This is a genomic window from Motilimonas cestriensis (genome assembly GCF_021295315.1).
Taxonomy (GTDB): domain Bacteria; phylum Pseudomonadota; class Gammaproteobacteria; order Enterobacterales; family CBDFNC01; genus Motilimonas; species Motilimonas cestriensis.
Map to the genome: position 1 here is coordinate 21,140 of NZ_JAIMJA010000021.1, position 12,574 is coordinate 33,713.

The 12,574-nt window shown below is 43.9% G+C and carries 10 protein-coding genes and 7 tRNA genes; 6 read left to right on the forward strand and 11 right to left on the reverse strand.

The window, feature by feature from the left end; translation table 11 throughout:
* Positions 1-12: 12 nt before the first annotated feature.
* Positions 13-462: a hypothetical protein gene (locus tag K6Y31_RS17385; protein ID WP_233054203.1), complete on the reverse strand. Its 450-nt coding sequence runs from the start codon at positions 460-462 to the stop codon at positions 13-15.
* A gap of 449 nt (positions 463-911) precedes the next feature.
* On the opposite strand from K6Y31_RS17385, the gene K6Y31_RS17390 reads away from it, so the two are divergent.
* From K6Y31_RS17390 to K6Y31_RS17400, 3 genes are all read left to right on the forward strand, one after another.
* Complete coding sequence (locus K6Y31_RS17390) at positions 912-2,147, forward strand: dicarboxylate/amino acid:cation symporter (RefSeq protein WP_282560201.1); 1,236 nt, start codon at positions 912-914, stop codon at positions 2,145-2,147.
* 134 nt (positions 2,148-2,281) lie between these two features.
* Positions 2,282-2,887, forward strand: coding sequence for a hypothetical protein (locus tag K6Y31_RS17395; RefSeq protein ID WP_233054204.1), 606 nt, complete (start codon positions 2,282-2,284; stop codon positions 2,885-2,887).
* Positions 2,888-3,311: 424 nt separating this feature from the next.
* Positions 3,312-3,494: a hypothetical protein gene (locus tag K6Y31_RS17400; RefSeq protein WP_233054205.1), complete on the forward strand. Its 183-nt coding sequence runs from the start codon at positions 3,312-3,314 to the stop codon at positions 3,492-3,494.
* Between the two features lie 63 nt (positions 3,495-3,557).
* On the opposite strand, the gene asd is transcribed toward K6Y31_RS17400, so the two are convergent.
* The 8 genes from asd to K6Y31_RS17440 all read right to left on the reverse strand — a co-directional run bounded on the left by asd (position 3,558) and on the right by K6Y31_RS17440 (position 5,690).
* Complete coding sequence (gene asd / locus K6Y31_RS17405) at positions 3,558-4,670, reverse strand: aspartate-semialdehyde dehydrogenase (RefSeq protein WP_233054206.1); 1,113 nt, start codon at positions 4,668-4,670, stop codon at positions 3,558-3,560.
* 209 nt (positions 4,671-4,879) lie between these two features.
* Positions 4,880-4,972, reverse strand: a tRNA-Ser gene (locus K6Y31_RS17410).
* A 14-nt stretch (positions 4,973-4,986) separates the two neighbouring features.
* A tRNA-Tyr gene (locus K6Y31_RS17415) sits at positions 4,987-5,070 on the reverse strand.
* Between the two features lie 41 nt (positions 5,071-5,111).
* Positions 5,112-5,186, reverse strand: a tRNA-Gln gene (locus K6Y31_RS17420).
* A 111-nt stretch (positions 5,187-5,297) separates the two neighbouring features.
* A tRNA-Ser gene (locus K6Y31_RS17425) sits at positions 5,298-5,388 on the reverse strand.
* Between the two features lie 19 nt (positions 5,389-5,407).
* Positions 5,408-5,492: transfer RNA gene (locus tag K6Y31_RS17430), tRNA-Leu, on the reverse strand.
* A gap of 41 nt (positions 5,493-5,533) precedes the next feature.
* A tRNA-Asn gene (locus K6Y31_RS17435) sits at positions 5,534-5,609 on the reverse strand.
* Between the two features lie 4 nt (positions 5,610-5,613).
* A tRNA-Pro gene (locus tag K6Y31_RS17440) sits at positions 5,614-5,690 on the reverse strand.
* 521 nt (positions 5,691-6,211) lie between these two features.
* Between K6Y31_RS17440 and K6Y31_RS17445 the strand changes: the two genes are divergently transcribed.
* The 3 genes from K6Y31_RS17445 (at position 6,212) to K6Y31_RS17455 (ending at position 9,902) form a co-directional block, all read left to right on the forward strand.
* On the forward strand, positions 6,212-7,414 hold the full coding sequence (locus K6Y31_RS17445) for an HDOD domain-containing protein (RefSeq protein ID WP_233054207.1): 1,203 nt from the start codon (positions 6,212-6,214) through the stop codon (positions 7,412-7,414).
* A 95-nt stretch (positions 7,415-7,509) separates the two neighbouring features.
* Positions 7,510-8,532 carry a LacI family DNA-binding transcriptional regulator gene (locus K6Y31_RS17450; RefSeq protein WP_233054208.1) on the forward strand — a complete coding sequence of 341 codons (1,023 nt, stop codon included), beginning with the start codon at positions 7,510-7,512 and terminating at the stop codon, positions 8,530-8,532.
* Positions 8,533-8,918: 386 nt separating this feature from the next.
* Positions 8,919-9,902 carry a hypothetical protein gene (locus tag K6Y31_RS17455; protein ID WP_233054209.1) on the forward strand — a complete coding sequence of 328 codons (984 nt, stop codon included), beginning with the start codon at positions 8,919-8,921 and terminating at the stop codon, positions 9,900-9,902.
* 130 nt (positions 9,903-10,032) lie between these two features.
* Here the strand turns inward: K6Y31_RS17455 and glnG are convergent, their stop codons facing one another.
* Together glnG and glnL are read right to left on the reverse strand one after the other, a co-directional pair.
* Positions 10,033-11,445, reverse strand: coding sequence for a nitrogen regulation protein NR(I) (gene glnG, locus K6Y31_RS17460; protein WP_233054210.1), 1,413 nt, complete (start codon positions 11,443-11,445; stop codon positions 10,033-10,035).
* Positions 11,446-11,449: 4 nt separating this feature from the next.
* Positions 11,450-12,505: a nitrogen regulation protein NR(II) gene (glnL, locus tag K6Y31_RS17465; RefSeq protein WP_233054211.1), complete on the reverse strand. Its 1,056-nt coding sequence runs from the start codon at positions 12,503-12,505 to the stop codon at positions 11,450-11,452.
* Positions 12,506-12,574: the final 69 nt, after the last annotated feature.

Here is a 12,574-nt window from a genome sequence, read left to right on the forward strand (position 1 = left end):
AAAATGAGCGGCCTATTTAGGCTTGTGAGATTTGATTTGTAAGATGTAATTGATTGCCTCGCCTAGCTTGAGGTAACGAGCTAGGTCTTCTTTACTGTATCGGGTGGCCATCGAGGCGAGGTTTTTACGTTGTTTGATAAAACGTGATACCTGTAATTTATTAAATCCCCCCACTTGATAAAGCAGCGCCAGTAGATGCTCTGCTTGCTCATCCTCTAGGCATAATTTTTCACAGTACTGCTCTGGCTCAAACGCGACGACCTCTTGCCGATAATGGCTAATTTCATCCTGTTCTTTTAGGTAATCTAACCATTGTTCGATGTATAAGGGTTTTGTGCCTGAGAGTAAGTTAAAGAATCCAGCTGAATCGCTACGGCATTGCGTCAGTAGCGTAACGGCAAAGTTATCATCATTAGCTGAAAATTTAACACTGCCTAATTGGGTGGGATGTAATGATTGCACTGTGATGGTGGCGTGTTCACCCGTTTTACCATGGCATTCAAAGATATGTATATGACCTCCTGAGTCAGTGGTTATAGTGGCTATTCCTGTAAGAGAAGTAAAGTGAATGCCTTGTATTGAGTGGCGATTGCGTAGGTGTTGGCTGCAATTAAGGGTAATTGAGTGTTTATCATTATAAATATTATTTACTAACGCTCTTTAAGCTATCACATTTATCCGCTAACTAAGAAATAGTGCCTTTTAGCTAGGGAGAAGTTTTATATAGTTGTTATTTTTTGGTTAAATTTCCTGTTTTTTGATCTATATGGGTGATTATAAACTTCAAAGTGTGTATTTTACGCTGGCAAATAGTGCAGCGGGAATGCTGCGCAGTTTTATAATAATTAAGCCCTAACGAATAGAGGTGCATAGTGCAAACACAAAAAAAAGGATTGCTATCTAATATAGGTATGCAAGTTGTTATAGCAATGATCATAGGTGCTGCTGTGGGCGCCATGATGGGTGAAAGTGCGGCGATATTTGCGCCCCTTGGTGCCCTATTTATCCATTTAATTAAAATGTTGGTGATCCCTTTGGTGGCGGTCGCCATTATTTCGGGCGCAGCCAGCTTAGGCAATAGCCCTGCAGCAGGCAAAATTGGTATCACTACCTTTGCCTTCTTTATGCTGACGTCTGCTGCTGCCGTAGGCTTAGCCATTCTAATGGGTGAGATGTTTCGTCCCGGTGTTGGCGTTGATTTAACGTCAATGCAGAGTATGTTCTCTAATGAATATGCTGATAAAGGCTCGGTTCCTGGTGTTGTTGAGACTATTTTAGGGATGATCCCAACCAATGTGTTTCAGTCTCTTGGTGAAGCTAACATTTTGCAGATTTTAGTGTTTTGTTTATTTCTCGGTATTGGTCTATCGAAAATTGATAGAGCGCGATTTGAGCCGATTAAAAACATGCTTGACGGCTTAGTTGATGCGTTCGTTTGGATGATCAACATTGTTATGTATTTAGCACCGATTGGTGTATTTGGCTTGATGGCTGAAGCGGTCGGTACATTTGGCTTCGATGTTTTAGGCGTGGTAATGAAGCTATTTGTTGTTTACGTAGCCGCTATTCTCATTTTCGGTTTTGGCTTTTACCCATTGTTGATCAAGACCATGTCAAATGTGCCTGTTAAGCGCTTCCTTTCTGCAATGAAGCGTCCTCAAGCGGTCGCCTTGTCGACAGCATCTTCGATGGCAACGTTACCCGTCACCTTAGATACGGTTGAAAAAGAGCTAAAAGTATCTAACTCAACGGCGGCTTTTGTGTTGCCGTTAGGTGCCACTATCAACATGAGTGGTAATGCGATTTATTATGGCTTAGTGGCGGTGTTTTTTGCTCAGGTGTTCAATGTCGATCTAAGTTTAGGTGCCTACATTGCTATTATTTTAACAGCAACGATCGGCGCGATTGGTCAAGCGGGCGTACCCGGGCCTTCTTTCTTAGTTGTCGCCGTGTTATTGGCTGCAGGCATTCCAATTGAAGGTTTGCCGCTACTGTTTGCATTGGATAGAATTTTTGACATGATCCGCACCGCACTTAATATCACCGGTGATGCGGCATGTGCTGTTATCGTTGAAAAATACAATCCAAATAGCCAGCAAGAGGTTGAATCTGCAGCCGCTGCGACAGCCGAGCAACAGCTAAGCTAGTTTGCGTAACTTCAATTAGCGAATTCTCGCTTTTTGCTTATCTTTAAGGCCAGTATTACTGGCCTTTTTTGTCCCCTCATTTCATGCGCTCTACTAATATTTAGGTTATTAGATAGCCGGAAAGGACGTTGCAGATGAAAACCATTTTGAGCGTGTTACTAGTGGCCGCTATAGTGCAGCCTAGTTTTGCTGGGATGATTGAAATTGAATACGATCCGCAAGCTAAGTTGCTGGATGAATATAAACAGGTGCAAACCCATGATGTGGTCGCAGACTTGACGGCAGAGCTGCAGCCGGACCCCGTTATCATTGGGAATACTGCGCCAGGCGAGGGGAATTTATTTTCGTTTAATCGTTATGCTGAGGATGATCCTAAAATGCCGGCCAGTGCGGTGAGTTATCAGGATCTTGACTTAATAAAGCAGCTGTTTGGTGCTAATGGCCAACTAATAAAATTAGAATATTTAAAATTTAAGCAAGATTTTACTGAATATGTCGGGCTATCGGCACAAGCCAAAATCAGTACTGCTGCAGTATACGATGAAGTACTTATCTCTCAGCCCGTTGGGGCGCTTAATTTACAGCGTGAAAGAATTGATGGCTCCAGCCTAGAGGAATCAGTTTGGTATATAAAGTGGTTAAAGCAAGCCTATAAATGGCTAACGTCACCGTTAAATCTTGTCATTTTACTCATTTCATTATGTGTGGCTGTGTTACTAAAAAGGCGTTTTTTGGCATAGTGAGATAGCTGGTTTAAATACAATTAATATCAACTAGATAGAAGTCGGCTCCTATTTTTTTAGGGAGTGTTATTGAATCTGTGAATAATCTGTTTTCACTCTAACGCACTGTTAATAAATAAGTATTTTCAATATTTGGTTTATTTACTCGATATAATTATTGAATATAAAAAACAAGTGAAAAGTTATATGTGGCAAATAACAAAATAAACAACAAGTTGTCAAAGATAGCTTAATTCTGATTAATAATTAACCCCGCGAATTAACAAGTTTGTATAAAAAGTACACTATTTTATTATTGCTAGGCATTTATTATGGCTGTTATTTGTTGGGTAAATATATTTGATGAATAGTAGTATTCTTACTTCAAAAGCTGTTGACCGTTTTACCTGCTTGTCAGTTATCGGTTAAGTGGGAGCTTGTTATGACTATTGTTGATAAATATGTACGTGAAATTCAAGGTGGAAACTTACATAAGGCCACTGAATTAATGTTGGATATTATCGCATCCGATCCGTCTGGTGAGACTAAGCGGAGTTTAGATCAGAAATTTGCTGTTGCAATGACCCATCGTCGTGAAAGGTTACAAGACAACCAGCTTAAATAATTGGTTTGCTGAGTAATAAAAAAAAAGGGCCGATGATCGGCCCTTGGTGTTTATTTATGACGACTACGCTGCCAGTAGAATGCGTAGCATACGACGTAGTGGCTCTGCCGCGCCCCATAGTAGTTGGTCACCCACAGTGAATGCGCTGATGTATTCAGGGCCCATGGTTAGCTTACGAATACGACCAACAGGTACGCTTAACGTACCTGTTACTTTCGCAGGCGTTAACTCTTGTGAGCTGATAGCACGTTCATTTGGGATCACTTTAACCCAGTCATTATGGCTAGCTAAGATTGCTTCGATTTCAGCAACCGGAATATCTTTGGTTAGTTTCAATGTGATGGCCTGAGAGTGACAACGCATTGCACCAATACGAACACAAATACCGTCAACTGGAATTTGGTTATCGCTGCGACCTAGAATTTTGTTAGCTTCAACTTGGGCTTTCCATTCTTCTTTACTTTGGCCTGAAGGTAGCGGCACGTCAATCCATGGGATCAAGCTGCCTGCTAAAGGAGCGCCAAATTGTTCAGTTGGGAAATCGTCGCTACGGATAGTGTCCGCGACTTTACGGTCAATGTCTAAAATAGCAGAAGCGGGATCGGCTAACTCTGCTGCAACACTGTCCTTAATGACGCCCATCTGGCTGATTAGTTCACGCATATTGCGCGCACCAGCACCTGAAGCGGCTTGGTAAGTATGCGGAGTCGCCCATTCAACTAGGCCTTTTTCAAATAAGCCGCCGAGTGCCATTAACATTAGCGAAACGGTGCAGTTACCACCAACATAGGTTTTCACACCGTCTTTCAGGCCTTGTTGAATCACGTCACTATTGACCGGATCAAGAACGATGATGCTGTCTTCAGCCATTCGCAGTGAAGATGCTGCATCGATCCAGTAACCATCCCAACCACTTTCACGTAGTTTAGGATAAACTTCTTTGGTGTAGTCGCCGCCTTGGCAAGTTAGGATCACGTCCATTTCTGCTAATGCTTCAATCGAGAAAGCATCTTGCAGGGTCGTGCTGGTCTTGCCAATATCTGGAGAAGGTAAACCAACCTGAGAGGTGGTGAAGAAAGTCGATTCAATTAAATCAAAATCTTTCTCTTCAGACATACGTTGCATGAGGACAGAGCCCACCATACCGCGCCAACCAACTAGACCTACTTTTTTCATGGCGTTTCTACTTCCTTAATTTAACGAAACGGAATTAATGAACCAAAACCAATGTATTTTTGGATAGGTTATTAATAGATAGAAACTCAATTTATCATTTTAGACGTCTGTAAGGCTATAATTTTTTCAGATAAGGAGTGGAGTACAGATAAATATATGGATGTTTTTTGTATTTTTAGCAGAATGAACTTTACGAAGGAAGGAGAATATGGCGGTGAAGGAGGGATTTGAACCCTCGATGGGGCTACAAACCCCATACTCCCTTAGCAGGGGAGCGCCTTCGGCCACTCGGCCACCTCACCGGTATTCGGGAATATGGTGGGGGGGGACGGATTCGAACCATCGAAGCTTTCGCGGCAGATTTACAATCTGCTCCCTTTGGCCACTCGGGAACCCCCCCAAGATTTAGCTAACTAATCAGCGATGCTAATCAGTTGAATGTGGCAGGGATATGAGGATTTGAACCTCAGAATGCCGAGATCAAAACCCGGTGCCTTACCGCTTGGCGATATCCCTGTTGTAGTGTTTTATCGAGTTGACTCTCGCGGTTGAGGATAACATGTTAAAGGAGCCGAACCCTATAACGGTTATCTAACCTAGCTATTTTAAGAGTGCTAACTCTGAATATGGCGGAGGAGGAGAGATTTGAACTCTCGGTGAGCTATTAACCCACGCCGGTTTTCAAGACCGGTGCATTCGGCCACTCTGCCACCCCTCCGTAATTCTCTAAATTGTAATGGTGCGGAAGGAGAGACTTGAACTCTCACACCTTACGGCACTAGAACCTAAATCTAGCGTGTCTACCAATTTCACCACTTCCGCATCATATTAGATTGCTGATCTCAATATCAACATTCTAAATTTGGCTCCTCCTGCTGGGATTGAACCAGCGACCTGCGGATTAACAGTCCGTCGCTCTACCAGCTGAGCTAAGGAGGAATAGTGGTCGGTGATGAGAGATTCGAACTCCCGACCCTCTGGTCCCAAACCAGATGCGCTACCAGGCTGCGCTAATCACCGACTATTGCTTACGTGTTTTATCTCTTCAGATTTCTCTGTTCGGAAGTTTTAACTAGAAGGCGTTGTAAGCTCCGCCGTGTCTCCGATGGCGCACATTATTAGGATTTCGCAGGTCTTTGTCAACACTCTGCAATAATTTATTTGTATATTAAAAACAATGGCTTAACTTAATTGGTTGAAAAACAAGCTAACTTTTTTGTTTTTTTTTGTTTGTTTGCTGAAAAAAAGACCAGTTTGGGTATGTAAATTGTCCACTCAGGCTGATTTTTTTTGGCTTAAAGCGATTTTTTTCTTTGCGACTGGCAATATTTCACATCGTGAGAGGAAAATTAGCTAAAAAGTGGCAGATAAAAGAGGTTATCGATCGGGAATTTGCCATGCAGCGACAACTTGGCGCGATTAGCTTTAGTTAATATACTAGGGTCAATTGACCTTGTGCGATGTTTTTCACGGTGGTCACAAACCTTTATCTTTTTTATCCTATTCTTATTTTATCTATCTTAGGGACCCAACTCGACATTATGAGCTCAGTAAAAATGGCAGACACCCAGAGCATCGCTAATCGGATTAGCGCCAAATTTGAGCATTTTCTCGTTGGGAAAAATTATATTTTAGGCGATGATGATTTTAATGATGGCCTTGAATTGGAATTATTAGAACAACAAGAAGAGAAAGAGTCGGCTGAGTCTGGCTGGAGTAAGCGTATACTTCTTGATGTGGAAAAGGCGAGAGTAGAAAAAGAAGCGGCCGCGAAACGGCAACGGGAAAAAGCCTTGTTGGTTGCTTCAAACTATTTTAATAAACGCCTCATTAATGACATGTTGCAACAGCTATCAGAGCCTGACCGGGTAATGACTCACCTACTGCGCGTGCATGCTTCTACCACCGATTTGTTATTGGCGCTCACTTTACCTTTTCCGCGTTTATCGTTGATCGCGAGCATGTTAGAGCAAAACCCAGAACTAAAGCGTCGTCTTTTATACCTAGTTGGTAGTCATAGCTTTATGGAGCTATTAAACCGTAAGCCACGAGTCGTTAAAGATGCGCAGGCGGCTGTAGGCTTGTTAGGGATTGAAATTTTAAAGCAAATCGTTCCCGCTATGGTATTCAAGTACCGGGTGAAAATGAACAATGCGGTGATCCCTGGGCTAGGAAAAAAGCTCTGGCGACACATGCTAACGACTAGCTTAGCCACTACTTATGTACTTGATCAGCAAGGTTATAAGCGACCCGCTGAAGGCATGATGCTAGGCGGCTTGTTGCATTTAGGTCATATGGCCTGTTTGCATCAGTTTTTGCGCTCTTTTGATGAAACCATGGTGGAATGCCTAAATGAGGCGCGGCAAAAGGGAGACAAGAAGTTTCATGACCTGCTATTTGACGTTGAAGCAGATCCCCGTATTTTAGAGAAATTTCTTTCTGAGAAAGCCCTTGAAATCAGCTTGTCGTTGGCAAAACAAAGCTTTCAGGAAGGCGCACCGCAACTGATTAGCGCGCTGCAAGAAGAGGTTGATGATCTCAATTACAATGTTCGTGGCACGCTAGGTAAAGCATTATTTAGCGGTCTGCGTTTTTCGATGTTTGAGCAGCTTCGGGCGGCGAAAAACTTTTCTCAAGACGAACTCGTTCCTTGGCGAGAGTATGCGCAAATCTCTGCGCCGTTGTTCAAAGAGATGCATCAAAAATCCCTTTATCGAATAGATTATTCATCATTTAGTATTTAAAACAGCAGTTGCAAGCTTGTTTAAAAATTGTGCTGATTGCGCTATCAGATAGCTCCCTCCTAGGTTAATATTCATTTAATCGTCTAGGAGGGGCTATGTCTCAAGGAAAAAAACGGAAAAATAGTGGCCGAGTCACACTGGCTGATGTGGCTAAGTTAGCGGGTGTTGGCTCAATGACAGTGTCGCGCGCTTTGCGCACCCCTGACCTTGTTTCAACAGGCTTGCGTGAAAAAATAGATGCCGCTGTTGCACAACTCGGTTACTTGCCCAATAAAGCTGCTGGCGCTTTGGCTTCATCTCAGTCAGATATTGTTGCGGTGATCTTGCCTTCTCTAACCGAATTTGCCACCAATGAAATCGTTTTAGCCTTAAAATCGGTGCTTGAGCCGGCGGGTTATCAGCTTATATTTACGGCTTCGAATTACGACTCGCAAGAAGAAGAGAAACAAGTGCGAGCCTTATTGCAGCACTCTCCTGCCGCGTTAATTTTGCCTGGAACGGCGCATACCTCACAAACACTTAAATATATTGAAAACATAAGCCTACCTGTTGTCGAACTGTCGGCATTAACCCTTACGCCGGTGCATATAAATGTCGGTGTTGATCATCATGCTTCTGCTTATCAGCTGACAAAGTTTTTGTATATGAAAGGTTACCGGCATATTGGCTTTATTGGCGCATACACCAATTTTGGTCGTTTCGCGATGCGGCTAGCGGGCTGGCAAAAGGCAATGATAGATCATGATATGGCGAGTCATCGTTTGGTACTGGGTTTGTCTGAAGTGAGTTTTTCGGTGGGGGCTGAGTTACTAATGGACACCTTGGCGCGCTGGCCTGACTTAGATGCGGTGATTTGTAGCCATAGTGAGTTAGCGGCCGGATTAATATTAGAAGCGAACAAACAAGGTGTTAAAGTTCCTGAGCAGCTTGCTATCGCCACCTTTGAAGACCCTAATCTGTGCAACACCTTGCAGCCAAGTTTAACCACCGTGGATATCCCTTATGCTGACGTCGGTACGCAGGCTGCTGAAGCACTGTTGCAGGCCCTTATTGCAGGCAACCGTGATAAAGTTGTGAAGAGTTTAGGTTTTAGAGTTAAGACTCGAGCAAGTACTTAACGTGATCATAACGATAAAAAAAGCAGGCCCGCAGGCCTGCTTAACCAACTGGGATGTGTTGGACAGAATCATACTTTTTAAATAATCACTTAAGCTTGTTACGGCTTATGTTGCGTGATTGTAAAAAGAAAACATAAATAGAATATCACTTGGTTAATTTAACCAACAGGTTATATAGTTTTTTTAGATATTAGCTTTTGGTTGATTCCACTGAATTTGCGACCGATCTCTGTTTTGATAAGCCATCTGCTTCACTGTGGTGAGCAAAAAGAAGTAATGAGTAACAGTTTGGTTGTTTTTTATTACAGCAAGGGCGCAACTTGCTAAGCTGATACCAAAGAGAACTATTGCTTGCATCAATGGAGTGATAAGAATGAGGAAGTTATATGAGTCAGTCATCTACATTATCTTTTCTTGCTTGGCCTATCGCTGCGGTTAGTACGATTCTAGCCGGTGTTGGGTTTTATTTATATTCCGACGCGATCACCCTCGCTGAAACGGCTACCAGCCAAGCTCAAGCTTCACGGCAAGTAGAAAAAGCCAGTTTAACTAAACAAAGTGATTTACAGCGTCAGTTGAACACAGCTATTTACGATTTTGAACAGCGCCAGCAAGCGTTTAGCGAGTTACAACAGCAATTGACGCAGTTACAGCAAAAAACGGAACAGCAGCAACAAGAGTGGCAAGCTAAACAAGAACAGTGGCTGGCAAAGCTGACGGAAACAGCAGCTAAAGATGCAGATTTATCACAAGCACAATTGCAAATAGAGTCTTTAACCAGTGAGCTTAGTGTGCTCAACGAACAGCTTCTCGCTGCTCAAGCCAGCCTAGAGCAGGCCGGGCCGAGTGCGGATGTTATACAACTGCAGCAACAGTTCGAACAATTAATGTCAGAAAACCAAGAGCTTAAAACAAATTTAGACATGCAAATTGCTGACAAAACACAGCTCAGTATGACGTTAGCTGATGCGCGCAATGAAATTATTCGATTAGACCAGCAAATTCAACAAGCCGATGCCAGAATCAATGAGCTGAGTATGACGTTGGAGCTTGAGCCAAATGCCAATGCGCCAGCAAAAATGGAAGTGAAGGTTGATTCGCCAGCTGTTGTGGTACCGAGTAACGATGATACGGTACCTTCAGGTGAGGTGGAGACGCCAGTGGTAACAGAAGCCTCTGTTAGTGTTGAAGCTTCTGCAGCGGTAGCAGAAGTCTTTGTTAGCATTGAGCCTTCACCAGTGGTGAGCGATGCCGCTAAGGCGCTTAAGGCTCCCGTTGTAGATGACGCAGTGGTTGCACCTGAAGGCACACTACCAGAACTAATCATGCCAACGGTAGAGCCCGAAGCGATCGAGGCTGAGTCAAACTAAATAGAACCAGTGATATAGATCTTCACTCAAGCCGATAACATTAAGTATTGTTTTAACCAAGCTACCTAAGTAGCTAATAAAATACGAATCAGCCTAAGCTCGAAGCCAGTCAGTCAAAGTTAAGATCAGCTTAGCTATTAAGTTCTAATTCTTTGAGTTTTCGGGTCAGGGTGTTGCGGCCCCAACCCAATAACCGGGCTGCTTCTTGTTTATGGCCGTGAGTATGCGCGAGTGCTGCGGTAAGCATGATTCGTTCTACTTCGGGCACCGTGTTGGCCAAGATGTCCACCTGACCCGCTAATAATTGTTGCTCAGTCCATTGTTGCAGTTGCTGTTGCCAGCTTTGTGTTGCCGCTTGCGTATGTTCAACCCCTTGGCCTGATTGCAATAACTCAGGCGGTAAATCACTTAATAGCACCTCTTGACCACTGGCCATCACCGTTAACCAGCGACACACGTTCTCTAATTGGCGCACATTACCGGGCCAGTTTAAGCTTGCTAAATAGTCTTTAACCTTGGGATGTAATGACTTTACTTCGACCGCGAGTTCTTTCGCCGCTAAATGTAAAAAATGACTAGCTAGTTTAACGATATCTTCGCGGCGCTCGTTTAATGACGGAATATGAATACGGATCACATTGAGGCGATGGAATAAATCTTCACGAAAATCGCCTGCTGCGACTTTTTTTTCTAAGTCTTGATGAGTGGCCGCGATGATCCGCACATCCACCTTCACCGATGCGTGACCGCCAACACGGTAGAATTGACCGTCTGCTAACACACGTAATAAACGGGTTTGAATGTCTAATGGCATATCACCAATTTCATCCAGAAATAATGTGCCACCATTGGCTTGTTCAAAGCGCCCTTGGCGCACCGCATTAGCCCCGGTGAACGCGCCTTTCTCATGACCGAACAGTTCTGATTCAATCAAATCTTTAGGGATTGCCGCCATGTTGAGCGCGATAAATGGGTTTTCTTTGCGCGGGCTATGTTTATGTAGCGCATGAGCAACGAGCTCTTTACCGGTGCCGGATTGGCCGTTAATAAGCACACTAATACTTGAGCGTGATAAACGGCCAATGGCGCGAAACACTTCCTGCATGGCGGGCGCTTCGCCGATGATCTCGGGGGCGGGTGACATGGGTGCTTGCGGCGCCTTTTTCGCACTATTTTCTTTCGCGTGGGTTAAGGCTCGCTCTACCAAAGCAACGGATTCATCAATATCAAAGGGTTTTGGTAAATATTCAAACGCCCCTGATTGATAGGCATTAACGGCACTGTCTAGATCCGAGTGGGCGGTCATGATCACTACGGGAATATCAGGAAATTCTTGCTGTACTTTCTGCAGCAAGGTAATGCCGTCTATGCCAGGCATGCGAATGTCAGAGATGATCACATCGGGTTGTGTCAGCGAAAGTTGTTGCCACATCAGCTCACCATCGGCAAAGCTCTGGGTTTTGATACCTGAAGGCGCGAGGGCTTTTTCTAATACCCAACGAATAGAGCTGTCGTCATCGACGATCCAGACTTTATTGGTCATCTTATTATTTCCTTAAAGGCAATTGAATGATGAACTCGGTGTGTGTTGGCCAGCTGTTACACTCAATGCGTCCTTTGTGCTGATTAATTAAGTTTTGCGCAATAGACAAGCCTAGACCGGTGCCGCCTTCGCGACCTGTGACCATAGGGTAAAATAAGGTGTCTTTCAGTTCGTTAGGAATACCGGGTCCGTTATCAATAATGCGAATCTCCGCGGCTAAACGAAAGCGTTGACCATGAATCGTGACTTGAAATACGGTGCGGGTAATGATCTTTATTTCGCCATTTTCGGTTTCAGCAAGGGCTTGCACCGCATTTTGTAAAATATTCAAAAAAGCTTGCTGCATTTGCTCTTGCTGCATTTCAAAGTCAGGGATACTGGGATCGTAATCAACTTTGATCTTAACGTTGTCGCCTTTGGTTAACTCGACTAAACGGCGCACTTTTTCTAATACGCTGTGAATGTTGTGAATTTCTTGCTGACCGGGACACTGTGGCCCGAGTAAGCGGTCAACTAAATTGCGTAATCGATCAGCTTGCTCAATAATTATTTCGGTAAATTCTTTTAGCTCTGCTGAGGGTAATTGCTTTTCTAGTAGCTGCGCCGCACCGCGCAGCCCGCCCAGAGGATTTTTAATTTCATGAGCGAGGCCACGGACTAATTCTTTCGCGGCTTGTTGCTGGGCGTGTTGATAGATTTCTTGGCTTATTTTCTTTTGCTGATCGATTTGGCGCATTTCAACCAGCGCATAAACCAATCCACGTTGATAAAAAGGCGTGGCGGTGAGCTCGACTAATACAGCTTGGCCATCGATCACTAAGGTGACTTCATTATCGGTAAAGCCATGCCCAGAATGCAGAGTCTTTTGGATCAGTTCAAAATTTAACGAAGTATGCTCAAGTAGCCGATCAAAGCGTAAACCTGTTAAACGTTTAATGCTTTGCGCCAGCAGTTGTTCCGCGGCGGGATTAGCATAGGTGATTTGCAGCGTTTCATCGAGTAAAAATACGGCTGAAACTAAGTGCTCTAAAAGCGCTTCGGCTTGTTGGTTTGGTTGCAATGGTTCACCTTTAATCTTTGCATTATTTTGGTGCGTTAGCTTAGACCAAGCTCAGCTACACACCAGAAT